The following is a 22,304-nucleotide window of genomic DNA, read 5'->3' as shown; positions in this document are numbered from 1 at the left end:
TGACGGATAATGCAGGAGCCTGCGCGTAGAGTTCAACTCAGTCTGCTTTGTCGCCGCCGGCCAGATTCTTCTTCGAACCGGTCTTGAAGTCGGTCTCGTACCAACCGTTGCCACTCAGGCGAAAGCCCGGCATGGACAACATCTTCTTGAGCTCCGGTGCCTGGCAGGCAGGGCAATCGACCAGCGGCGCTGCGCTGATCTTTTGAATGGCTTCCAACTGATGACCACAGGAAGCGCATTGATAGTCGTACATGGGCATGGAGATGTCTCGGCGATCAGATCATTACTGCGCCACGCCCTGCCCTGGCTCTATCCTGTGGGAAAGTCCCGGCATGCGCAGCAAAGCCCGGGATTATATCTGGTAAATCGAGGCTGTGCAGCCGTAGCGGCGCGCTGCTCTTTATATAGATGACTGCAGCAGGCTTCTGCCGGGCGCCCGAGCCGGGGCAATCCCGGGACGGGCGCCCGGCACAAGGTTCATGCAGGGTCCGGCTGGACACTGGGCGCGACAAGCCGCCCTTTCAATACATGCACCACGCAAACCACCCTGACCAGACCGCTGAAGTTCTTTACACCGCCATAACGCAAGTGCACTTCCCGGTCCACGTAAGACAGCAGCGCACTGACCGAACACGTATTGATCCTGGCGATCTCCGCGAGGATATTCCAATACACCTCTTCGAGCCGCAAACACGTCGAAAAACCATTAAGCCGAACCGATCGGGACAATGGCCTGGCCAAGTTCATATCGAACCCCTTGGCAAAGGGATCTACCTTTATCTTGTGCAATCCGCACGTTTCCATAACTCCATTACCTGCTCCGCGTGACATACACTTGACACTCCATTGCCTGACGGCCACTCATGTTCTCGTTGGCCGTTGAGCTATAAAACATCAAGACGACAAGTGCAGCCAGAAGACAGGGAGCCGATCACCGTAGGACAAGCCAACGCGCGTATCAGGAAGCTCGCGGAATCGCGGAAATCGCCGGAAAGCAGGCATGCGAGGGGCGTCAGCTCGACGCCCGCCCGCCACCGGTGTTATTTGTTTTCGAGCAGGGAACGCAACATCCATGCGGTCTTTTCATGCACTTGCATACGCTGGGTCAGCAAGTCCGCCGTCGGTTCATCACTGACTTTATCCAACAACGGGAAGATCCCCCGGGCTGTGCGAGTCACCGCTTCCTGGCCTTCGACCAGTTGCTTGATCATGTCTTCAGCGCTCGGCACACCCTCTTCTTCCTTGATCGAAGAAAGTCGCGCATACACCGAGTAGGCACCCGGTGCGGGAAAGCCCAGGGCACGAATACGCTCTGCGATTGAATCCACCGCCAGCGCCAGTTCGTTGTACTGCTCTTCAAACATCAAGTGCAGTGTACGAAACATGGGCCCCGTTACGTTCCAATGGAAGTTGTGGGTCTTCAGGTAAAGTACATAGGTATCGGAAAGCAGTCGCGAAAGTCCATCAACGATTGATTTACGGTCTTCTTCACTGATACCAATATCGATTGCCATGTGTTTCCCCTTCAATTGATAAAAATTCATTGATCAGGTGCAGGACCACTCTAGCAAGAGTGCCGGCCGTGCGCAGCCTGGCTGACCCTTTCGAGGTGCGGCAAATCGCCCCTTGCAGAGCGGGCTTGCCCGACAGGCAAGGCTTCAACAGCTACCGGAAAAATTACCCAGCACCTGCGAAAAAGCCTGCACCTGTCTAGGACAAGTGTTTGACGCAGAAATGCCGTGCCCCTTGTAACAGCCTGAAATGCTTGATTTGAGTAGGCACAGGCTTTGCTGTTAAATAGGCAGCGTGTCGCCGCCGATATTTTTCGCGGCAAGCGGCATAGGCTGATACCCGTGCACGTGCCCAACGCCTCCCATTGTTCAGAAGCGAACCGTGCCCGTCAGCTCTTCCTTGTGATCCGTCTTAACGTGAGTTAATCAAAATGTTGAAAATCGTCCACCTGCTAACGGGCGCTGCAGCTTTGCTGCTGTCCTTTATCCCCAGCCTGCGATCAGAGACCCTGCCTTACCTGCAGCAACCTGACGCTCTCTACCTGACCTTCTTTGGTCTTCTTAACCTGACACTGGCTCCAGTCATTCCATACTGGAACAAAGGCCCGCGTCATCAACTGCAAAACCTGGTCAGCGCCCTGCTGGTCCTGGCTGTTGTCGTGCAAACCCTCACCCTGCTGGCGCCTATGCCTGAAGTGGGTGGCCACCCGGCCGTCCTGCTCAGCCTGGCAATAGCACTGGTCGCCATCGTTCTTCATCTGGCCATCAGTTTTTACCGCTCCTCCCCGGCCGCTGCGTCGCAAAGCTACGACATGACCAACCGGGATACCGGGACCGTCAAGTGGTTCAACACCTCCAAGGGCTTCGGCTTTATTTCCCGGGATTCGGGCGACGATATCTTCGTCCACTTCCGGGCGATTCGCGGCGAAGGCCATCGCGTACTGGTGGAAGGCCAGCGCGTGGAGTTCTCCGTCATGAACCGTGACAAGGGGCTGCAAGCTGAAGATGTGATCGCCGCATTGCCGCGTCGCTGATTCCAGCACCCCGAAAAAAAGAAACCGCGATGCAGCCTGGCTGCATCGCGGTTTTTTTATGCCCGGGGGGTCAACCCCTGCCTTATTAATAATGAGGCGGCGGCGCCTCTTCCTCGGACGACTCGAACTGGCCGCCCATTTCTTCCTGGCGCTTGAGCAACGCAGTCATCTGCAACTGCAGGCGTTCCACGGCACGCTGCTGGGTGACCAGGATGTCATTCAGGGTCTCGATGGTGTCGTCCTGAAAGGCCAGGCGGCTTTCCAGGTCGGTCACGCGGGCTTGAAGATCCATGGCTCAAGCCTCCAGGAACGTGAAGTCGGCCGGCAGGATCTCGCGCAGGCGCGTACGAATTGCCACCACTTGCTCGTCACTGTAGGGCCTCGCCGGGTGCTTGCCCCAGACCGGCGCAGGCCAGGCCGCGTCGTCGCGCTTGCGTACGATCACATGCACGTGCAGCTGGCTGACCACATTACCCAAGGCACCGATATTCATTTTGTCGGCGCCGAACCCTTCGTTCAGCCACTGTGCCAGCGCCGTGCTTTCCTGCCACACCCGCTGCTGGTCGGCGACATCCAGTTGAAACACTTCGCTGATACCGTCAATGCGCGGCACCAGGATGAACCAGGGGTAATTCGAGTCATTGGAAAGCAGCAGCCGACACAGGGGGAAATCCCCGATAGGCAAGGTGTCTTGTTGAAGACGTGGATCTAAGGCGAACACAGCAGTCACTCCCGTTCGGCGGGTCAGGTTTCAGGCGCCCAGCATACCTGCGAATGCCAGTCGCTTCACGGCGAATGCGCGTGGCCGAATACGCGCCCAAACAGGACGCCACGAAAAAAAGCGCACCATTTCGAGACAGGCCAATATTTCAGCTACGCTAAATGACCAATGTATCCAATTCTGGTCAAAGTCGGGACGCAGAACATGCTTCAAGACCTTGAGCCAGACGGCTTTCAAAAGGCCAAGGGTGAACGGGAGCAGAAACGCAGTCAGTGAAGCACTGCACCAAAATGACCCATTTGTGCTTCAAAGGGATCCGCCAACTACCCACCGAACGGGGTGAACCGGTAACGTTTTGCTCTGGTACAGGTTTTATGCGCCACCAAACCGGAGTACGGCAGGCGCGTCAAGGCCAAACCAAACGGCGTAAAAAGCCCGTGCTTATGCGGTTTTTACAGGCCGTTGACACTTTTCACGAAAAAATCACATTCGGTTACGGGTTTGTGCACGCTTGTTGCATTCACACCCATATCGTCGACAACGGCACCGGCGGGAAGCAGGTGTTTCGCGACGGAAAATAACAGCGGTTCAATGCCTGACAGGGATGAGTTGAAACTTTCAGGGGTGACTTTTCCACCCCGCTTCCAAGGTTTTAAAACAGCATTGAAGTTGTCAGTCCGGTTACAAGAGGACTGTGAATTTGCGACATGGAGCTAGCAATTTACGACAGGCCCGTAAAGAAGCTGAAAGGATAGATGTGCAAGTATCGTCAATAATGTCTGCGTGATATAACTTTGCGCCGACACAAAAAAGAAAGAGCCGCCCAGACAAAAATATAGGTGGGACGGCAGTACTCTTCCTAAAACCAAAGGAGCAAATCACGATGCGCGTGATGAAGTGGAGCATGATCGCCCTGGCTGTTTCAGCAGGCACCTCGCAGTTCGCAATGGCGTCCTCCCAGGACGATTCCAAGGGCTTTGTTGAAGACAGCACTTTCAGCATCAACACTCGCCTCCTGAACTTTAGCCGCGACTTCCGTAACAATGACACCGGCAAGAGCCGCGTCGACGAAACCGGTCTGGGCTTCAACGGCCTGTACCAGTCGGGCTTCACCCAAGGCACCATCGGTGTGGGTGTCGACGTCATCGGTCTGTTGGGCGTCAAACTGGACAGCGGCAAGGGTCGTTCCGGCACTGGCCTGTTTCCAACTGGCTCCGACGGTCGCGCTCAGGATGATTACTCCAAGGGCGGCGGCGCAGTTAAGTTCCGTATCTCCGATACGGTCCTGAAAATCGGCGACCAGTACACCACCGCGCCTGTATTCGCTTCCGATGACAGCCGTCTGCTGCCTGAATTGCCACAGGGTATCTCGCTGACCAGCAACGAGATCAAAGGCCTGAAACTTGAAGGCGGTCACTTCACTTCGAGCGTGGCACAAGCCCAGACCTACCGCGACAGCCTGGGCCTGACAAAAACCGACTTCATCGGTGGTGTCTACGCCCTGACTCCAGAAGTCAGCGCCAGCCTCTACTACGCGAAGACCGAAGACTACTGGAAGAAAACCTACGCCAACCTGAACTGGACCCATGCGCTCAGCAATGAGCAGTCCCTGGCGGTCGACTTCAACATCTACAGCACCAAAAGTGATGGCGCTGGCCTGCAACGGGCTGAGAAAGACGGCACCACCAAACTGGACAACCGTGCCTACAGCTTGCAAGGCGCGTACACCATCCAGGCTCACACCTTTACCCTGGCCTACCAGAAGGTCAGCGGTGACGGTGACTACGGCTACGGCGTAGACGGCGGCGGCACGATCTTCCTTGCCAACTCCATCGCTCGTTCCGACTTCAACGCTGAAGACGAGAAGTCGTTCCAGGCTCGCTACGACCTGAACATGGCGACTTTCGGCGTACCAGGCCTGAGCTTCATGACTCGCTACGTCAAAGGTACCGGCGCCAACACCGCCGACACCTCGAACGGCAAAGAGTGGGAACGTGACATCGAAGCCAAGTACGTGATCCAGAGCGGCCCGGCAAAAGACCTGAGCCTGCGCGTGCGTCAAGCCACTTATCGCTCCAGCGATGGTGTGTACTACGGTTCGGCGTCCATCGACGAACTGCGTCTGATCGCGCAATACCCGCTGAACATCTTGTAATTGGCAGTTTGATTACAACGATGACTTAGGGTTTCGGCCCTAACTAAAAAGCCGCTCACTTGTTCGCAAGTGAGCGGCTTTTTTATTGCAACTTAATCTCAACAACCCGATAACTAGCAAGCTAACTATCTAGTTTAATCCTGCGTAACAAACCTGACACATCGGCCAGGTTTAATCATCCAGTCACACTATTACTTCCCAGCACTTTCCTGCATGACGCGAATAACCCGTTGTGGAAACGGAATATCAATCCCCGCCGCTTTCAAACGGTCACGTGCCAGTTCATTGAACATGAACATCACATCCCAGTAATCCGAAGTCTTGGTCCAGACTCGCAGGGATACCGTGATCGAACTGTCGCCCAAGGTCGAAACTACCGCTGCCGGCGCAGGATCAGCCAATACACGTGGATCCTTGGCCAGTTCCAGCAGCACTTCACGTGCTTTCTGCAGGTCGGCTTCATAGTCGACACCCACGTCAAACACCACCTTGCGGGTCGGCTGACGATTGGTGTTGGTAATGAGGCCGTTGGACAGGCTGCCGTTCGGGATGATCACCGTCTTGTTGTCGCCGGTGCGCAACACGGTGTGGAAGATCTGGATGCTGTCGACGGTACCGGAAGTGCCCTGGGCTTCGATCCAGTCACCAATGCGGAACGGACGGAACAACAGAATCAGCACGCCGCCGGCGAAGTTCGCCAGGCTGCCTTGCAAGGCCAGGCCGATGGCCAGGGTGGCGGCGCCGATCGCGGCAACGAACGAGGTGGTTGCGACGCCGATCATCGAGGCCACGTTGACCACCAGCATGACCTTGAGCGCAATGTTCGCAAGGCTGGTAATGAAGTGTTGCAGCGCCAGGTCAGCATTACGCAATGCCAGCAAACGCCCTACCCGGTGGGTCAAGACGTTGATCAGCCACCAACCGATGGCCAGGGTGACCACTGCCAGCAAAAATCGGCTGCCGTATTCCATGATCATCGGTAACCACGACTCCGAGGTCTTGATCAAGTGATCCACTTCAGCGTTCAAGTCCATCTACATTCTCCTGTTTGCCGGATGTGCGGCCTTATCAATCCCCACATAACAAATGAGCCCCGAAGGGCTCAATCGTTTCTGCAGGTTCTGGGCGTGGGACGTCAAAAACGTCCACAGGTTCCCGAGGGGTCCACTCAGTCGCGGAAGTTATTGAACTGCAGCGGCATGTCGAAGGTCTTGGCGCGCAGGGCAGCAATGGCCTCCTGCAAATCGTCACGCTTCTTGCCGGTGATACGCACCTGCTCGCCCTGGATGGCGGCCTGGACCTTGAGCTTGGCGTCCTTGACGTGAGCGACGATTTTCTTCGCCAGCTCCTTGTCGATGCCTTCCTTGAGCACGGCTTCCTGCTTCATCAGCTTGCCGGACGCATAGGCATCCTTGATTTCGAGGCATTGCGCGTCGATCTTGCGCTTGACCAGAGACAGCTTGAGGATCTCAATCATCGCTTCCAGCTGGAAGTCGGCTTCCGCGGTCAGGTTGACGGTCAGCTCCTTTTCCTTGAACTCGAAGCTGCCCTTGCCCTTCAAGTCATAGCGGCGATCCAGCTCCTTGACGGCGTTCTCGACGGCGTTGGTGACTTCATGTTTGTCCAGTTCGGATACCACGTCGAACGACGGCATGTAATTTCTCCAATAAAAAAGGGGCGCGGCTCAGTAGAGATGGAGCACGCCCGGGCTAAAATGCCCGGGCATTATAGCGGTTCTTTCGCCTCGTTCACTGCGGGCAGCCTTACGGAGTAAAAACTGATGTCGACCACCTGGCACGTCCTCGGCGCCGGCAGCCTCGGAACACTGTGGGCCGCCCGCCTGGCCCGCGCCGGGCTGCCCGTGCGCCTGATCCTGCGGGATCCCGGGCGGTTGGCGAGTTATCAGACGGCCAATGGCCTGACCCTGGTCGAGCAAGGCGTGGCCCACACCTACCCGGTCGTCGGCGAAACCTCCGACAGCCCTGGGCCAATTCATCGCCTGCTGGTGGCATGCAAGGCTTACGACGCCCAGGAAGCCGTCGCACAGCTGGAACATCGACTGGTGCCAGACGCCGAACTGATCCTGCTGCAAAACGGGCTGGGCAGCCAGGACGCAGTCGCCGCCCAACTGCCCCAGGCACGCTGCATCTTCGCCTCCAGCACCGAAGGCGCGTTTCGCGAGAGTGACTGGCGAGTAGTGTTTGCCGGCCATGGCTACACCTGGCTGGGGGATGCTCGGCACCCTACTCCGCCGCTGTGGCTGGATGACCTGCAAGCCGCCGGCATTCCCCATGAGTGGAGCACCGACATCCTCACCCGCCTGTGGCGCAAACTGGCCCTGAACTGCGCCATCAACCCGCTGACCGTGCTTTACCAATGTCGCAATGGCGAGCTGCAAGACCATCAGTGCGAAGTGGCCACCCTGTGCGCCGAACTCGCCGACCTGCTGGAATGCTGCGGCCAACCCGCTGCCGCAGAGGATTTGCACAGCGAAGTGGAACGGGTAATCCAGGCCACGGCGGCCAATTACTCCTCGATGTACCAGGACGTGGCCAGTGCCCGACGCACCGAAATCAGCTATTTGCTGGGCTATGCCTGCCAGGCGGCCGCCCGCCACCAACTGAGCTTGCCGCACCTGCAACAACTCCAGGCGCGCCTGGTACGGCAACTGTCTGCGCGCGGATTGCCCAGCGACTGAAGCACGCGCTACCCTGCCTGCTTGTTCCTTTGCAGCGAAAACCTTGATGCCACTGCGCCAGCGTCTCGAAAATCTACCGGTTGGGCAGAAACTGCTGGCGGCCCTGCTGGTTTTGTTGACCACCGTCTTGCTGGTGGCCAACCTGACCTTTATCAGCGCCGCCTACTGGATCTCCCAGGAAAGCATGGCGCCCCAGGCCTTGCAGGCCATCGGTCGGCTGGTGTCCAACCCGTCGCTCGCCGCCGAGTCCCTGGACTCACCGCTCAAGGCGCAAACCCTGCTGGATGAACTGACCAGCTACTCGCCATTGCGGGCTGCGGCCTTATACGACGGAGATGGCACGCGCCTGGCCCAGCTGCAACATGCCAATCGCCTGCACCTGCCAGATAATTTCCGGGACATTGAAACCTGGCGTACCACCGAATTTCGCAGCAACCAGGTGATCACCCTGCCCCGTGCCGGCAAACCGTCCGGGCACTTGCTGCTGGTGGCCAGCAGCGAACTGCCGGTGGCTTTCTATACCGGGACCTTCACCGCCAGCCTGGGTATCCTGATCTTCAGCGTGCTGCTGTGGCTGGTGATCGCCCGGCAGATCAAGCGCCTGATTACCCGGCCGATCCATGAACTGGAAGAATTGTCGCGCCAGGTCACCCGGGAAGAGAACTACGCCCTGCGCGCCGGTCGCGGCAACCATGATGAAATCGGCAGCCTCGCCGAAGCTTTCAACACCATGCTTTCGCGCATTGAAGCCCGTGAGCAGCAACTCAAGCGCGCGCGAGACGATTCCCAGGCCGCCTACGATCAAGCCCAGGGCCTGGCGGAAGAAACCCGCCACACCAACCGCAAGCTGGAACTGGAAGTGCAGGTGCGCAGCAAGATCGAGAAAAAGCTCACCGGCTTCCAGAACTACCTCAACAGCATCATCGACTCGATGCCCTCGGCGCTGATCGCCCTCGACGAACAGCTCTACGTCACCCAATGGAACCAGGAAGCCAGCGCACTTTCCGGGACCCGCCTGGACGAGGCGCTGAACCAGCCGATTTTCCTCGCCTTCCAGCCGCTCAAGCCGTTCCTGCCGCAGATCAAGGCCACGGTAGAGCAACACACCGTAGAGCGGATCGAGCGCGTTACCTGGGTCAAGGATGACGAACCCAAGCACTACGCCCTGACCTTCTATCCGTTGATGGGCGGTGCCGGACGCGGCGTGGTGATCCGGATCGACGACATCACCCAGCGCCTGTCCCTGGAAGAAATGATGGTGCAGTCAGAGAAAATGCTCTCGGTCGGTGGCCTGGCCGCCGGCATGGCGCACGAAATCAACAACCCGTTGGGAGCGATCCTGCATAACGTGCAGAACATTCGCCGCCGGTTGTCCAACGAACTGCCGAAAAACCTCGAGCACGCCGAACAGGCGGGCATAGACCTGGACTCGGTCAACCGCTACCTGCAAAGCCGCGAAGTGCCACAGTTGCTCGACGGCATCCAGCAGGCTGGCGCCCGGGCGGCGAAAATCGTCACCCACATGCTCAGCTTCAGCCGCCGCAGCAACCGGCAGATGGCGCCGTGCGACTTGCCGGCCTTGATCGACCAGGCCGTGGAAATTGCCGGCAACGACTTCGACCTCACCGTCGGCTTCGACTTCAAGGGCCAGGCGATCATCCGCCAGTTCGACCCGCAACTGGGCCCGGTACCCGGCACCGCCAACGAACTGGAGCAAGTACTGCTCAACCTGCTGAAAAACGCCGCCCAGGCGATTCATCAGCGCGAAGACGGCAGCGAGCCCGGCCGGATCATCCTGCGCACCCGGCTCAACCCGCCGTGGGCAGAAATCCAGGTGGAAGACAACGGCATCGGCATGAGCGAGAACGTGCGCAAACGCACGTTTGAGCCGTTCTTCACCACCAAGGAAATCGGCCAGGGCACCGGGCTTGGGTTGTCGGTTTCGTATTTCATCATCACCAACAATCACAAGGGGCAGATGGAAGTGCATTCGACCCTTGGCCAGGGTACCTGTTTCACCTTGCGCTTGCCCCTGGCGGGCAGCCAATTGCCACCCAACGAACTCACTCAACTGGAGCGCTAACCATGGGCTTTCGCCTGTCGAAAATTTACACCCGTACCGGCGACAAGGGCGAAACCGGCCTGGGCGACGGCCGCCGCGTGCCCAAGGACCATCCACGGGTGGAGGCGATTGGCGAGGTGGATGCGCTGAACAGCCAGTTGGGTTTGTTGCTGGCGGGATTGGAGGAACAAAGCGGGCAGCATCCAGCGTTGAAGGATGTGATCGAGGTGCTGACACCTTGCCAGCATCGTCTGTTTGACCTGGGCGGCGAATTGGCGATGCCGGTGTACAAGGCGCTGAACGCGGCGGAAGTCGACCGCCTTGAGGCGGCGATCGATCGCTGGAATGAAGAGGTCGGGCCGCTGGAGAACTTCATTCTGCCGGGTGGTTCGGCGTTGATTGCCCAGGCCCATGTATGCCGAAGCCTGGCTCGCAGTGCGGAGCGCCGGTGTCAGCACCTGAATGCAGAGGAACCGCTGGAAGGCGTCGGGTTGGCGTACATCAACCGGCTGTCGGACTTGCTCTTTGTGGCAGCCAGGGTGATTGCCAAGCGCCAGGGCGTTGCAGAGATCTTGTGGCAGGCGGCGGCAAAGCCGCACTGACGCTTACTGACCGATTGCAACCTGTGGCGAGGGAGCTTGCTCCCGCTGGGCTGCGTAGCGGCCCCAAAAAAGCGGGAGCGCTGCGCACTCCAGCGGGAGCAAGCTCCCTCGCCACAACAGCTCCCCTGGCCACTCGCCAGGGTTATGCCTAAACCTCAGGCCAGAACGCCCGAATCCCCGCCACACCTTGAGCACCAGCCTCCCAGGCCTTTTCCCGCTCAGCAGGACCCACCCCACCGAGCAAGAACACCGGCTTGCTGAACCCACTGATCAACTGCTGTGCCTGCTCCCAGCCCAACGGCTCGGCATCAGGATGAGTCTGGGTCGGCTGCACCGGCGACAAGGTGACGAAATCCACGTCCATCAACTCCGCCAAGGCTAATTCCTCAGCATTGTGGCAAGACGCCGCCAACCAGCGATCCTTCGGCAAAGGACGTCCCTTGCTGGCGTACTTGCGCAGTTGCGCCGAGGTCATATGCCAGCCGGCCGCGGGAAAATCCCCCAGCCATTCAAACGGCCCCTTGAGCATCAGTTGCGCCTTGCCCGCACACAGGCCCACGGCGTCCACCGCCAGGTCACGGTACTTGGGGTCGTAACCGTTGGGGGCACGCAGCTGAACCAGCTTGATGCCACCAGCGATGGCTTTTTGAATACCGCGCAGCAGGACGGGTGTCTCCAGCTCGCCCGGAGTGATCAAGTAGTCAGCCGGTAAACGCGCCGCCGCAACGATCGGCGCATTGGCTGCCGGAAACTCATAGTTCGGCAGGTCCCGCTGGGCCACCCACTCAAGGGGTTGGCCTTCGGCACCGTGGGGCTCGCCGGTAAAGGCCGAGACTTCCCAGACATCCAGCAACACCTGCTTGTCCGGGTAATCATGCTGCACCTTGATCAACGGGCGAGCCGCCGTGACCTGGATGCCCAGCTCCTCCTGCAATTCACGGGACAGCGCGGTAGCGACCGACTCATCGGCCTCCACCTTGCCACCGGGAAACTCCCAGAGGCCGCCCTGATGCTGGGTATCGGCGCGGCGCGCCAGCAGAATCCTGCCGTCGACACCCCGGATGACCGCTGCTGCTACATGAACTCGTTTCACCGCACTATTTCCTCTGAATCGGTTTGAAGACCTGCCTGGTATCAGGTGCGGTATTCCGCGTTGATCTTCACGTACTCGTGGGACAGGTCGGTGGTCCAGATGGTTTCGCTGCACTCACCGCGACCCAATTCGATACGGATGGTGATTTCTTCCTGCTGCATCACCGCCGAACCCTGGGCTTCGGTGTACGTCTCGGCCCGGGCGCCACGGCTGGCGATGCACACTTCGCCGAGGAACACGTCGATCTTGCTCACGTCCAGGTTCGGCACGCCGGCACGGCCCACAGCGGCCAGGATACGGCCCCAGTTCGGGTCGGAGGCAAACAGCGCGGTCTTGATCAGCGGCGAGTGAGCCACGGTGTAACCGACATCCAGGCATTCCTGGTGGTTACCGCCGCCGTTGACTTCAACCGTCACAAACTTGGTGGCGCCTTCGCCGTCGCGCACGATGGCCTGGGCCACGTCCATGCACACTTCGAACACCGCCTGCTTCAACGCGGCGAAATACGCGCCGTTGGACGAGGTGATTTCCGGCAGGTCAGCCTGGCCGGTGGCGATCAACATGCAGCAATCGTTGGTCGAGGTGTCGCCGTCGATGGTGATGCGGTTGAAGGACTTGTTGGCGCCGTCGAGCATCAGGTTTTGCAGCACGTCACGGGAGACTTTGGCGTCGGTGGCGATATAGCCCAGCATGGTCGCCATGTTCGGGCGAATCATGCCGGCGCCTTTGCTGATGCCCGTGACGGTAACGGTCACGCCTTCGTGCACAAACTGACGGCTGGCGCCTTTTGGCAGAGTATCGGTGGTCATGATCCCGGTAGCCGCAGCCGCCCAGTTATCCACCGACAGGTCATCCAGCGCTGCTTGCAACGCGCCTTCGATTTTCTCTACCGGCAGCGGCTCACCGATCACGCCGGTGGAGTACGGCAGCACCTGGCTGGCCTCCACGCCGGTCAGCTCCGCCAGCTTGGCGCAGGTGCGGGCAGCGGCGGCCAGGCCAGGCTCGCCGGTCCCGGCGTTGGCATTGCCGGTGTTGGTCAAAAGGTAACGCACCGGGCCTTCGACACGCTGCTTGGCCAGAATCACGGGCGCGGCGCAAAACGCGTTCAGGGTGAACACACCCGCGACGGTCGAGCCTTCGGCACAGCGCATCACCACCACATCCTTGCGCCCCGGGCGCTTGATGCCCGCCGAAGCGATACCGAGTTCAAAACCGGCAACCGGGTGCAACGTGGGCAAAGGACCAAGACCAACAGCCATGAATGCGCTCCTAAAAATATTGGGTGTGTACCCCGTCGCTATCGACGGTGACGAAATGGCAAAACGCCGCGACGGCTGATGCCGGTCGCGGCGCGGGGGTGTTGCAGCGTCAGGCGAAAATCTTAGTTGATTTCGCCGTGGCAGTGTTTGAACTTCTTGCCCGAACCGCACCAGCACAGTTCGTTGCGGCCCAGCTTCTGTTCGTTGCGCACCGGGGCCTGGGCCAGGGCCACATCGACCTCTTCACCCAATACTTCCGGAGCCTCAAGACCAGGCGCTTCGTCGTGCTGGAACTGCATGCGCGCAGCCAGTGCCTCGGCTTCCTGACGCAGGCGGGCTTCTTCCTCGATCGGGTCTTCGCGACGCACCTGAACGTGGGACAGCACACGAATCGAATCGCGCTTGATCGAATCCAGCAGTTCGGAGAACAGCGTGAACGACTCGCGCTTGTACTCCTGCTTCGGGTTCTTCTGGGCGTAGCCACGCAAGTGGATGCCGTGACGCAGGTGGTCCATGGTCGACAGGTGGTCTTTCCACAGGTCGTCCAGCACGCGCAGTACGATTTGCTTCTCGAAGGTGCGCAGTGCTTCGGCACTCGCCTGCTCTTCTTTCTCGTTGTAAGCGGCCAGCAGCTCGGTCATGAGCTTCTCGCGCAGGGTTTCTTCGTACAGGTGATCGTCTTCGTCGAGCCATTGCTGGACCGGCAAGTCGACACCGAAGTCGCTCTTCAACGCAGCTTCCAGGCCGGCAACATCCCACTGCTCAGGCAGGGACTGTGGCGGGATATGGGCGCTGACGGTGGCGTTGAGCACGTCCTGGCGGAAATCGGCAATGGTCTCGCCGATGTTGGTGGCGGCCAACAAGCTGTTACGCATGTGATAAATCACTTTACGCTGTTCGTTGTTGACGTCATCGAACTCGAGCAGTTGCTTACGAATGTCGAAGTTACGGCCTTCTACCTTGCGCTGGGCCTTCTCGATCGCGTTGGTCACCATGCGGTGTTCAATCGCTTCACCGGACTGCATGCCCAGGGCTTTCATAAAGTTCTTCACCCGATCCGAGGCGAAGATGCGCATCAGGCTGTCTTCCAGGGACAGGTAGAAACGACTGGAACCGGCGTCACCCTGACGACCGGCACGACCACGCAGCTGGTTGTCAATACGGCGCGATTCGTGACGCTCGGACGCGATCACCTGCAAGCCGCCGGACTCCAGCACTTGCTGGTGGCGCTTCTGCCAGTCGGCCTTGATCTGCGCGATCTGCTCAGGGGTCGGGTTGTCCAGGGACGCAACTTCCACTTCCCAGTTACCGCCCAACAGGATGTCGGTACCACGACCGGCCATGTTGGTGGCGATGGTCAGTGCGCCCGGGCGACCGGCCTGGGCAATGATCTCGGCTTCTTTTTCGTGGAACTTGGCGTTGAGGACCTTGTGCTCGATGCCTTCCTTGGCCAGCAAGCTGGACATGTGCTCGGAAGTTTCGATGGTGGCAGTACCCACCAGCACTGGACGGCCCTGGGCCATGCATTCCTTGATGTCGGCGACGATTGCAGCGTATTTCTCGTCGGCGGTCAGGAACACCAGGTCGTTGAAGTCTTTACGCGCCAGCGGCTTGTTCGGCGGGATAACCATCACCGACAGACCGTAGATCTGGTGGAATTCGAACGCTTCGGTGTCGGCTGTACCGGTCATGCCGGACAGTTTGTTGTACAGACGGAAGTAGTTCTGGAAGGTGGTCGAGGCCAGGGTCTGGCTTTCAGCCTGGATGTTCAGGGCTTCCTTGGCTTCGATCGCCTGGTGCAGGCCTTCCGACAAACGGCGACCCGGCATGGTACGACCGGTGTGTTCGTCGACCAGTACGACCTGGCCGTCCTGCACGATGTATTCAACGTTGCGATGGAACAGCTTGTGGGCACGCAGACCGGCATACACGTGGGTCAACAGGCCCAGGTTGTGCGCCGAGTACAGGCTCTCGCCTTCGGCCAGCAGGCCGATCTGGGTCAGCATGTCTTCGACGAACTGGTGACCGGCTTCGTTGAGTTCGACCTGGCGGGTCTTCTCGTCGATGGTGAAGTGACCTTCTTTGGTCACCACGCCCTCCACTTCCTCGATATGTTGCTCAAGGCGCGGGATCAGCTTGTTGATCTCGGTGTACAGGCGCGAGCTGTCCTCGGCCTGGCCGGAGATGATCAGCGGGGTACGGGCTTCGTCGATCAGGATGGAGTCGACTTCGTCGATCACGGCAAAGTTGAGTTCGCGCTGGAATTTTTCTTCCATGCTGAACGCCATGTTGTCGCGCAGGTAGTCGAAACCGAATTCGTTATTGGTACCGTAGGTGATGTCGGCAGCGTAGGCGGCGCGCTTCTCTTCCGGCGGCTGGAACGGCGTGACAACGCCGACCGTCAGGCCGAGGAATTCGTACAGCGGACGCATCCAGTTGGCATCCCGGCGGGCGAGGTAGTCGTTCACCGTCACAACGTGCACGCCCTTGCCGGACAATGCGTTGAGGTAAACGCCCAGGGTAGCTACCAGGGTCTTGCCTTCACCGGTACGCATTTCGGCAATCATGCCTTCATGCAAGGTCATGCCGCCGATCAACTGGACGTCGAAGTGGCGCATGCCCATGACACGCTTACCGGCTTCGCGGGCGACCGCAAAGGCTTCGGGAAGCAGCTTGTCGAGGGTTTCACCTTTGGCTATGCGGGCCTTGAACTCTTCGGTCTTGGCGCGCAATTGCTCGTCCGAAAGGGCAACCATCTGCTCTTCGAAGGCATTGACCAGCTGCACCGTCTTGAGCATGCGTTTGACTTCGCGCTCATTCTTGCTTCCAAAAAGTTTCTTTAACAAAGGCGCAAACATATCGGCAGGTTCTTCCACACATAGGGATGGAGGGCGCCCCGTGAGTCGCCCGAGCAGCCCTCACGGCCGCATGCGAACGAGCATTCTACCCGGAAACGTGGGTGAGGAAAGTGGCGTTATTCCACGATGCTGGCACGGCGCTCTTGGAGGGCTTGTTTAAAATAAGGGCTTTTTGCTGAACTTCAACCCATTCGGGTAATAAGTTACTCGTTGATTTAATGGATAAACTGCCGGTAATGCAATGGCGGCGGTGTCGCAGACGCTTTCTGCTACCATGGCCTCTCTGTTACTTAAGGTGTCTAGTCATGGCATTTCGCCCTCTTACGGCCCGAGCTCCCGCCGTGTTGCTTCGCGAAGCCAAGCCTTTAAAAGCCATCTTCGGCCATGCGCAACGCCTTGGTCATCTGCAACGCCTGGTAGAAAGCCAACTGCAGCCCGCCGCCCGCGAACACTGCCATGTGGCCTCGTGGCGCGAGGGCAATCTGCTGCTGATCGTCACCGACGGCCATTGGGCGACGCGCCTGCGCTACCAGCAGAAACGTTTGCAGCGCCAATTGATGGCCTTCGACGAATTCGCCAGCCTGACGCGCATCCAGTTCAAGGTGCAACCGCCGACCGTGCCGCAAGGTGCGGTGGGGCACACGATGGATTTGTCGGAAATCGCCGCCGAAACCATTCAGGCCACGGCAGACGGGATTACCGATCCGAACTTACGCGCTGCGCTGGAGCGGCTGGCCGCTCACGCCAAACCCAAAACCTGAGACCCGGCGCAGAACCAAGTGTGGGAGCGGGCTTGCTCGCGAAGGTGGCGTGTCAGTCACTGGATATATTGACTGATCCACCGCTTTCGCGAGCAAGCCCGCTCCCACATTTGATCCCATCGTTATTTACGTTTGCTGCCGCCTAACAAAGACCCCAGTAACCCGCGCACCAACTGCCGGCCCATCTGATTGGCCGCCTGTTGCATCGCCGATTTCAGTGCCTTGCCTGCCGTAGTACCGAGGAACGCACCGGCCTTGTCGGTAAAGCTTGGCTCTTCAGCGGCGGGCGTCGAATCCTCTTGCGGGCCCAAGTCCTTGCGCGCCATCAGCACTTCGTACGCCGACTCACGGTCAATCGGCTTGTCATAACGCCCCTGCAATGGCGAACTGGCAATCAGTGCTGCCCGCTCAGCTTCGCTCAGTGGCCCGATCCGCGATTGCGGCGGTGCTACCAGTACGCGTTGGACTACTTCAGGCGTCCCCTTTTCCTGCAAGGTTCCCACCAATGCCTCACCTGTACCCAACTCGGTCAGCACCGCCAGCGCATCAAATGCCGGATTGGGCCGGAAACCATCGGCCACCGCCCGCAGGGACTTCTGCTCCTTGGTGGTGAACGCCCGCAGCCCGTGCTGGATGCGCAAGCCGAGTTGCGCCAGCACGGTGTCCGGCAAGTCCCCGGGAGACTGGGTGACGAAATACACACCGACGCCTTTCGAGCGAATCAGCCGCACCACTTGCTCCAGGCGATCCTGCAGGGCCTTGGGGGTGTCGGCAAACAACAGATGCGCCTCATCGAAAAACAGCGCCAGCAGCGGCTTGTCGGCATCGCCACGTTCCGGCAGTTGCTCGAACAGTTCGGCCAACAGCCAAAGCAGGAAGGTCGCGTAGACCTTCGGCGCCTCATGCACCAGCCGGCTGGCGTCCAATAGATGAATACGCCCGCGGCCGTCACTGGCCGGTTGCAGGATGTCTTCGAGTTGCAGCGCCGGCTCGCCGAACAACGCTTCGGCACCCTGCTGCTCCAGCACCGCCAGGCGCCGCAACAGCGCCTGGCTGGAACCGGTGGTCATCAAGGCCGCGTCTTCCCCGAGCAACTCCGGGTGATAGCGCAAATGGTTCAGCAGCGCCTTGAGGTCCTTGAGGTCCAGCAACAACAGGCCTTCACGATCGGCCACCTTGAAGGCTGCGTAGAGGGCCGATTGCTGGCTGTCGGTGAGCTCCAACAGGCTGCCGAGCAACAGCGGGCCCATTTCACTCATGGTGGTGCGCAACGGATGACCGGACTGGCCGTGGATATCCCACAACGTCACCGGATACGCCTTGGGCGTGTAATTAAGGAAAGGCATGCCGGCTATGCGCTCGGCGACCTTGCCCTGAGGGTTGGCCGCAGCGCCCAGGCCACACAGGTCACCCTTGATATCGGCGGCAAATACCGCGACGCCGGCGTCGCTGAAGGCTTCCGCCAGGCGCTGCAAGGTCACGGTCTTGCCGGTGCCGGTGGCGCCTGCGATCAGGCCGTGGCGGTTGGCCAGGCGCATCGACTGGGCAATCGGCTGGCCCTGAAGATCTGCACCAATAATGAGTTGCGAGGAGTCAGGCATTTTGTCACCCATGGTTAATCTTTGGCGCTGAATGGTCGATACAGATAAAGCGAGAGACCCAAAAAGTCTTGGAAAAACAGGCCGGATAATTCCTGCAGGAGCAGATGGAAATATCACACTTTTTTTGACGCAGCCATTCCGCGCGTCCCAGAAGGACGTGCATCGGATATTAAGACCATAGCGGACCCCACAAGCCATGAATAAAAATCTGCGTTTCAGCCATAAAATCCTGCTTGCCGCCGCTCTTGTCGTCATTGCCGCCTTTGCGTTGTTTACCCTCTACAACGACTACTTGCAGCGTAATGCGATTCGCGACGACCTGAACAACTACCTGCATGAAATGGGCGATGTCACTGCCAGCAACATCCAGACCTGGCTTACCGGGCGCATAGTGCTGATAGAAAGCGCCGCACAGAACATCGCCATCAACCCGGATTCAACCAGCGTCGCCAGCCTTCTGGAACAGAAGGCCCTGACGTCCTCGTTCATGGCCACATACCTTGGCGACAGCAAGGGCGGCTTCGTCATCCGCCCCGATACCAAGATGCCCGACGGCTTCGACCCACGGGTACGCCCCTGGTACAAGGGCGCGCAGGGCAGCAACGGCTCAACCCTGACCGAACCCTACATTGACGCGGCCACCGGCCAGTTGATCATCTCCATCGCCACCCCCAGCAGCAAGGCCGGCCAGAGTGTCGGCGTGGTGGGCGGCGACCTGAGCCTGCAAACCCTGGTAGACAACATCGGTGCCCTGAACTTCGGCGGCATGGGTTATGCCTTCCTGGTCAGTGCCGACGGCAAAGTGCTGGTACACCCGGACAAGAGCCTGGTGATGAAAACCCTGGCCGACGTGTATCCGAACAACACCCCCCGAATCAGCAGCGACTTCAGTGAAGTCGAGGTAAACGGCAAGACACGTATCGTCACCTTTACCCCGATCAAGGGCCTGCCCTCGGTGAACTGGTACCTCGGCCTGTCGGTGGATAAAGATAAATCCTTCGCCATGCTCAGCGAATTCCGCACCTCGGCGATCATCGCCACGATCATCGCCGTGGTCATCATCATCGCCCTGCTGGGCATGCTGATTCGCATCCTCCTGCAGCCACTGCACGTCATGACCCGCGCCATGGAAGACATCGCCGACGGTGAAGGCGACCTGACCCGCCGCCTGACCATCCAGAACCACGACGAATTCGGCGTGCTTGGCAGCGCTTTCAATCGCTTCGTGGAGCGGATTCACACCTCGATTCGCGAAGTTTCCTCGGCCACCGAGCAGGTCAATGAAGTGGCCCTGCGGGTGGTCAGCGCCTCCAATTCCTCAATGGTCAATTCCGACGAGCAGGCCAACCGGACCAACAGCGTCGCGGCCGCGATCAACGAGCTGGGGGCCGCCGCCCAGGAAATCGCCCGCAACGCCGCACAAGCCTCCAACCAGGCCAGCGACGCCCGGCACTTGGCCGAAGACGGTCAGCAGGTGGTGGAACGCAATATCAAGGCGATGAACCAGTTGTCGCAGATGATCAGCGCCTCCAGCACCAATATCGAAGCGCTTAACAGCAAGACAGTGAACATCGGGCAGATTCTGGAAGTGATCACCAGCATTTCCCAGCAAACCAACCTGCTGGCCCTCAACGCGGCGATTGAAGCCGCACGGGCAGGGGAAGCCGGGCGCGGCTTTGCGGTGGTGGCCGATGAAGTGCGCAACCTGGCGCACCGCACCCAGGAGTCGGCGCAGCAGGTGCAGAAGATGATCGAGGAGCTGCAAGTCGGCGCCCGGGATTCGGTCAGCACCATGAGCGAAAGCCAGCGGCACAGCCAGGACAGTGTGGAAATCGCCAACCTGGCGGGCGAGCGCCTGAACAGCGTGACCCAGCGTATCGGCGAAATTGACGGGATGAACCAGTCGGTAGCCACCGCTACCGAGGAACAGACCTCGGTGGTGGAGTCAATCAACATGGACATCACCGAGATCAACACCCTCAATCAGGAAGGTGTGGAAAACCTGCAATCAACCTTGCGGGCCTGTTCCGACCTGGAACAGCAAGCGGCGCGCTTGAAACAACTGGTGGGTAGTTTCCGGATTTGATCCCGCCGGGTCAGCGGCTGCCTTGCACAGCCGCTGACGCCTTTTCTTCAGGCAATTCGGATGTGTCCTGCAATTGTTCCCACAACTCGGCGGCGCCTGGAAACTCGGTGCCGTCCTCACTGCTCAGGTCATCCGGGTCATATCGACTCAAACAACCCTCTCCCAGCGTCGCGGGGGCTTTGGAAGTCGCCTTGTCCAGTGGATCGCTCATGCTCCAGTCCTCACCCGCGCTCAAAAAAAGGGCCTGTAGCGATTTAACGCCCAGGCCCTTCATTCTTCAATCAGAACACGACAGTCTTGTTGCCGTGCACCAGTACCCGGTCTTCCAGGTGATAGCGCAGGCCGCGAGCCAGCACCATCTTCTCGACGTCACGGCCAAAACGGACCATGTCTTCGATGCTGTCGCTATGGCTGACACGCACCACGTCCTGCTCGATGATGGGACCGGCGTCCAACTCTTCGGTGACGTAGTGGCACGTTGCACCGATCAGCTTCACGCCACGCAGGGATGCCTGGTGATACGGCTTGGCACCCACAAACGATGGCAGGAAACTGTGGTGAATATTGATCACCTTGCCAGCGTATTCACTGCACAACTCCGGCGGCAGAATCTGCATGTAGCGCGCCAGTACCACGACGTCCGCATCGTGCTGCTTGACCAGGCGCGAGACCTCGGCAAAGGCCGGCTCCTTGTCCTGCGGGTTGACCGGGACGTGGTAGTACGGAATGCCATGCCACTCGACCATGCTGCGCAGGTCGTCATGGTTGGAAATCACGCAGGAGATTTCGCAGTCCAGTTCATCGCTGTGCCAGCGGTGCAGCAGGTCTGCCAGGCAGTGGGACTCACGACTGGCCATCAGGACCACGCGTTTTTTCTGTTCCGTGTCGGTGATGCGCCAGGTCATCGAGAACTCTTCAGCGATCGGCGCAAATGCCTCGCGAAATGCCTCTAGACCAAAGGGCAGCGTATCGGCACGAATTTCGTGACGCATGAAAAACCAGCCGCTGAGATTGTCCGAGTGATGGCTCGCTTCGGTGATCCAACCGTTGTGGGAAGCCAGAAAGTTACTGACCTTGGCAACGATGCCAACCCGGTCCGGGCAAGCAATCACCAGCCGAAAAGTGCGCATTAGGGGGAAACTCCAGAACTTCGCAAAGGCCGCCATTCTAGCGATTGCGCAGAAAAACTGCAGTATTCCTCAACGCTTATTCTGATCGGCTGCGTCAACCCTGCCCCTTAATAGCGTAAGGTTTTTCCCCACTATGTGTGCAAACGCGTGGACTCCGGCAGTAAGCCAAGACTTAACCAGAGTATCTTTAGGCCATCCCCCTTACTAATTAACTCAATTCCACGCTTTTGCCACAAACAACCAAAGTAAATTACATAAATGCGGCCTTAAATGTTTACTTGGGCAAACTGTCTGACTATTATTGAGCCACTATCCCCTTTCACCCAGCGCCCTGCATAAGGTAGTCCCCATGTCCCTGATCAACGAATATCGCGCCACCGAAGAAGCTATCAAAGAGCTGCAAGCCCGTTTGAAGAACCTGTCCCAAGACGACAAACTGCAAACCGAGCTGGAATTCGAAGGCAAATTGCGCACCCTGATGGGCGAATACTCCAAATCCCTGCGTGACATCATCGCGCTGCTGGATCCGGATTCGAAAGTTAAGGCTCCACGTGGCGCCGTAAAAGCTACCGGCACCAAGCGTGCACGCAAGGTTAAACAATACAAAAACCCGCACAACGGCGAAGTGATTGAAACCAAAGGTGGCAACCACAAGACTCTGAAAGAGTGGAAAGCCAAGTGGGGCGGCGACGTGGTTGAAGGCTGGGCTACCCTGCTGGGCTAAGCCTCGCCA

Annotated in this window: 21 protein-coding genes and 1 pseudogene; 9 read left to right on the top strand and 13 right to left on the bottom strand. The window is 59.0% G+C overall.

The annotated features are described in order from the left end of the window. Nucleotides 1–37: 37 nt before the first annotated feature. The 3 genes from HX839_RS19750 to HX839_RS19740 all read right to left on the bottom strand — a co-directional run bounded on the left by HX839_RS19750 (nt 38) and on the right by HX839_RS19740 (nt 1,514). On the bottom strand, nt 38–259 hold the full coding sequence (locus tag HX839_RS19750) for an FmdB family zinc ribbon protein (protein ID WP_003209804.1): 222 nt from the start codon (nt 257–259) through the stop codon (nt 38–40). A gap of 218 nt (nt 260–477) precedes the next feature. Then, on the bottom strand, nt 478–831 hold the full coding sequence (locus tag HX839_RS19745) for a ribbon-helix-helix domain-containing protein (protein WP_043225921.1): 354 nt from the start codon (nt 829–831) through the stop codon (nt 478–480). Between the two features lie 209 nt (nt 832–1,040). Further along, nucleotides 1,041–1,514, bottom strand: coding sequence for a Dps family protein (locus tag HX839_RS19740; RefSeq protein ID WP_003209800.1), 474 nt, complete (start codon nt 1,512–1,514; stop codon nt 1,041–1,043). A gap of 428 nt (nt 1,515–1,942) precedes the next feature. On the opposite strand from HX839_RS19740, the gene HX839_RS31750 reads away from it, so the two are divergent. Further along, nucleotides 1,943–2,545, top strand: coding sequence for a cold-shock protein (locus HX839_RS31750; RefSeq protein WP_003209798.1), 603 nt, complete (start codon nt 1,943–1,945; stop codon nt 2,543–2,545). Nucleotides 2,546–2,630: 85 nt separating this feature from the next. On the opposite strand, the gene HX839_RS19730 is transcribed toward HX839_RS31750, so the two are convergent. Together HX839_RS19730 and HX839_RS19725 are read right to left on the bottom strand one after the other, a co-directional pair. Next, the gene (locus tag HX839_RS19730; protein WP_003209796.1) at nt 2,631–2,837 is read right to left on the bottom strand and encodes a SlyX family protein; all 207 of its coding nucleotides are present in this window, start codon (nt 2,835–2,837) and stop codon (nt 2,631–2,633) included. 3 nt (nt 2,838–2,840) lie between these two features. Continuing rightward, the gene (locus HX839_RS19725) at nt 2,841–3,266 is read right to left on the bottom strand and encodes an HIT domain-containing protein (RefSeq protein ID WP_008432371.1); all 426 of its coding nucleotides are present in this window, start codon (nt 3,264–3,266) and stop codon (nt 2,841–2,843) included. A gap of 883 nt (nt 3,267–4,149) precedes the next feature. Between HX839_RS19725 and HX839_RS19720 the strand changes: the two genes are divergently transcribed. Further along, complete coding sequence (locus HX839_RS19720; RefSeq protein WP_003209790.1) at nt 4,150–5,421, top strand: OprD family porin; 1,272 nt, start codon at nt 4,150–4,152, stop codon at nt 5,419–5,421. Nucleotides 5,422–5,612: 191 nt separating this feature from the next. On the opposite strand, the gene HX839_RS19715 is transcribed toward HX839_RS19720, so the two are convergent. After that, entirely contained in the window at nt 5,613–6,455 is an 843-nt protein-coding gene (locus HX839_RS19715) for a mechanosensitive ion channel family protein (protein WP_003209787.1), read from the bottom strand. Nucleotides 6,456–6,589: 134 nt separating this feature from the next. Next, entirely contained in the window at nt 6,590–7,075 is a 486-nt protein-coding gene (locus HX839_RS19710; RefSeq protein WP_003209785.1) for a YajQ family cyclic di-GMP-binding protein, read from the bottom strand. Nucleotides 7,076–7,201: 126 nt separating this feature from the next. Between HX839_RS19710 and HX839_RS19705 the strand changes: the two genes are divergently transcribed. From HX839_RS19705 to HX839_RS19695, 3 genes are read left to right on the top strand one after another with little or no spacing between them, the layout of a single operon-like run. Beyond that, nucleotides 7,202–8,119: a putative 2-dehydropantoate 2-reductase gene (locus HX839_RS19705; protein ID WP_177067572.1), complete on the top strand. Its 918-nt coding sequence runs from the start codon at nt 7,202–7,204 to the stop codon at nt 8,117–8,119. Between the two features lie 46 nt (nt 8,120–8,165). Further along, a complete protein-coding gene (locus tag HX839_RS19700; protein WP_003209782.1) occupies nt 8,166–10,202 on the top strand; it encodes an ATP-binding protein in 2,037 nt (678 codons plus the stop codon). A gap of 2 nt (nt 10,203–10,204) precedes the next feature. Next, nucleotides 10,205–10,783: a cob(I)yrinic acid a,c-diamide adenosyltransferase gene (locus HX839_RS19695; protein WP_008432363.1), complete on the top strand. Its 579-nt coding sequence runs from the start codon at nt 10,205–10,207 to the stop codon at nt 10,781–10,783. Nucleotides 10,784–10,931: 148 nt separating this feature from the next. On the opposite strand, the gene HX839_RS19690 is transcribed toward HX839_RS19695, so the two are convergent. The 3 genes from HX839_RS19690 to secA form a co-directional block, all read right to left on the bottom strand. Further along, nucleotides 10,932–11,876, bottom strand: a complete 945-nt coding sequence (locus HX839_RS19690; RefSeq protein WP_102369787.1) for a Nudix family hydrolase — start codon at nt 11,874–11,876, stop codon at nt 10,932–10,934. A gap of 41 nt (nt 11,877–11,917) precedes the next feature. Continuing rightward, entirely contained in the window at nt 11,918–13,135 is a 1,218-nt protein-coding gene (argJ, locus tag HX839_RS19685; RefSeq protein ID WP_008432361.1) for a bifunctional glutamate N-acetyltransferase/amino-acid acetyltransferase ArgJ, read from the bottom strand. Nucleotides 13,136–13,257: 122 nt separating this feature from the next. After that, nucleotides 13,258–15,993, bottom strand: coding sequence for a preprotein translocase subunit SecA (gene secA / locus HX839_RS19680; RefSeq protein ID WP_003209775.1), 2,736 nt, complete (start codon nt 15,991–15,993; stop codon nt 13,258–13,260). A gap of 305 nt (nt 15,994–16,298) precedes the next feature. Here secA and HX839_RS19675 point away from each other — a divergent pair, with 305 nt between their 5' ends. Beyond that, complete coding sequence (locus HX839_RS19675) at nt 16,299–16,754, top strand: DUF721 domain-containing protein (RefSeq protein WP_008432358.1); 456 nt, start codon at nt 16,299–16,301, stop codon at nt 16,752–16,754. Nucleotides 16,755–16,876: 122 nt separating this feature from the next. Here HX839_RS19675 and HX839_RS19670 read toward each other — a convergent pair whose 3' ends face one another. Next, on the bottom strand, nt 16,877–18,355 hold the full coding sequence (locus tag HX839_RS19670) for a helicase HerA-like domain-containing protein (RefSeq protein ID WP_008432355.1): 1,479 nt from the start codon (nt 18,353–18,355) through the stop codon (nt 16,877–16,879). Nucleotides 18,356–18,551: 196 nt separating this feature from the next. Between HX839_RS19670 and HX839_RS31910 the strand changes: the two are divergent. Together HX839_RS31910 and HX839_RS31905 are read left to right on the top strand one after the other, a co-directional pair. Next, nucleotides 18,552–19,583, top strand: a pseudogene (locus HX839_RS31910) (cache domain-containing protein); the annotation flags it as partial. A 93-nt stretch (nt 19,584–19,676) separates the two neighbouring features. Further along, nucleotides 19,677–20,441: a methyl-accepting chemotaxis protein gene (locus tag HX839_RS31905; RefSeq protein ID WP_371132408.1), complete on the top strand. Its 765-nt coding sequence runs from the start codon at nt 19,677–19,679 to the stop codon at nt 20,439–20,441. 10 nt (nt 20,442–20,451) lie between these two features. Here the strand turns inward: HX839_RS31905 and HX839_RS19660 are convergent, their stop codons facing one another. Beyond that, nucleotides 20,452–20,652 carry a hypothetical protein gene (locus HX839_RS19660; protein WP_023659227.1) on the bottom strand — a complete coding sequence of 67 codons (201 nt, stop codon included), beginning with the start codon at nt 20,650–20,652 and terminating at the stop codon, nt 20,452–20,454. A gap of 70 nt (nt 20,653–20,722) precedes the next feature. After that, nucleotides 20,723–21,571 (bottom strand): formyltetrahydrofolate deformylase, encoded by an 849-nt coding sequence (purU, locus tag HX839_RS19655; RefSeq protein WP_003209762.1) that lies wholly within the window; start codon nt 21,569–21,571, stop codon nt 20,723–20,725. A gap of 349 nt (nt 21,572–21,920) precedes the next feature. Between purU and mvaT the strand changes: the two genes are divergently transcribed. Next, nucleotides 21,921–22,295: a histone-like nucleoid-structuring protein MvaT gene (gene mvaT / locus HX839_RS19650; RefSeq protein WP_003209760.1), complete on the top strand. Its 375-nt coding sequence runs from the start codon at nt 21,921–21,923 to the stop codon at nt 22,293–22,295. Nucleotides 22,296–22,304: the final 9 nt, after the last annotated feature.

Origin of the sequence: Pseudomonas sp. I8001, assembly GCF_013385345.1 — a bacterium.
Lineage (GTDB): Bacteria > Pseudomonadota > Gammaproteobacteria > Pseudomonadales > Pseudomonadaceae > Aquipseudomonas.
Note: the sequence above shows the minus strand (reverse complement) of the source record. Positions and strands in the feature narration are given on the sequence as shown.

Bases quoted from the DNA above. Each gene is read 5' to 3' on its own strand.
- HX839_RS19750 (WP_003209804.1), bottom strand. From the start codon at position 259: ATGCCCATGTACGACTATCAATGCGCTTCCTGTGGTCATCAGTTGGAA.
- HX839_RS19745 (WP_043225921.1), bottom strand. From the start codon at position 831: ATGTCACGCGGAGCAGGTAATGGAGTTATGGAAACGTGCGGATTGCAC.
- HX839_RS19740 (WP_003209800.1), bottom strand. From the start codon at position 1,514: ATGGCAATCGATATTGGTATCAGTGAAGAAGACCGTAAATCAATCGTT.
- HX839_RS31750 (WP_003209798.1), top strand. From the start codon at position 1,943: ATGTTGAAAATCGTCCACCTGCTAACGGGCGCTGCAGCTTTGCTGCTG.
- HX839_RS19730 (WP_003209796.1), bottom strand. From the start codon at position 2,837: ATGGATCTTCAAGCCCGCGTGACCGACCTGGAAAGCCGCCTGGCCTTT.
- HX839_RS19720 (WP_003209790.1), top strand. From the start codon at position 4,150: ATGCGCGTGATGAAGTGGAGCATGATCGCCCTGGCTGTTTCAGCAGGC.
- HX839_RS19715 (WP_003209787.1), bottom strand. From the start codon at position 6,455: ATGGACTTGAACGCTGAAGTGGATCACTTGATCAAGACCTCGGAGTCG.
- HX839_RS19710 (WP_003209785.1), bottom strand. From the start codon at position 7,075: ATGCCGTCGTTCGACGTGGTATCCGAACTGGACAAACATGAAGTCACC.
- HX839_RS19705 (WP_177067572.1), top strand. From the start codon at position 7,202: ATGTCGACCACCTGGCACGTCCTCGGCGCCGGCAGCCTCGGAACACTG.
- HX839_RS19700 (WP_003209782.1), top strand. From the start codon at position 8,166: ATGCCACTGCGCCAGCGTCTCGAAAATCTACCGGTTGGGCAGAAACTG.
- HX839_RS19695 (WP_008432363.1), top strand. From the start codon at position 10,205: ATGGGCTTTCGCCTGTCGAAAATTTACACCCGTACCGGCGACAAGGGC.
- argJ (WP_008432361.1), bottom strand. From the start codon at position 13,135: ATGGCTGTTGGTCTTGGTCCTTTGCCCACGTTGCACCCGGTTGCCGGT.
- secA (WP_003209775.1), bottom strand. From the start codon at position 15,993: ATGTTTGCGCCTTTGTTAAAGAAACTTTTTGGAAGCAAGAATGAGCGC.
- HX839_RS19675 (WP_008432358.1), top strand. From the start codon at position 16,299: ATGGCATTTCGCCCTCTTACGGCCCGAGCTCCCGCCGTGTTGCTTCGC.
- HX839_RS19670 (WP_008432355.1), bottom strand. From the start codon at position 18,355: ATGCCTGACTCCTCGCAACTCATTATTGGTGCAGATCTTCAGGGCCAG.
- HX839_RS31905 (WP_371132408.1), top strand. From the start codon at position 19,677: ATGGTCAATTCCGACGAGCAGGCCAACCGGACCAACAGCGTCGCGGCC.
- HX839_RS19660 (WP_023659227.1), bottom strand. From the start codon at position 20,652: ATGAGCGATCCACTGGACAAGGCGACTTCCAAAGCCCCCGCGACGCTG.
- purU (WP_003209762.1), bottom strand. From the start codon at position 21,571: ATGCGCACTTTTCGGCTGGTGATTGCTTGCCCGGACCGGGTTGGCATC.
- mvaT (WP_003209760.1), top strand. From the start codon at position 21,921: ATGTCCCTGATCAACGAATATCGCGCCACCGAAGAAGCTATCAAAGAG.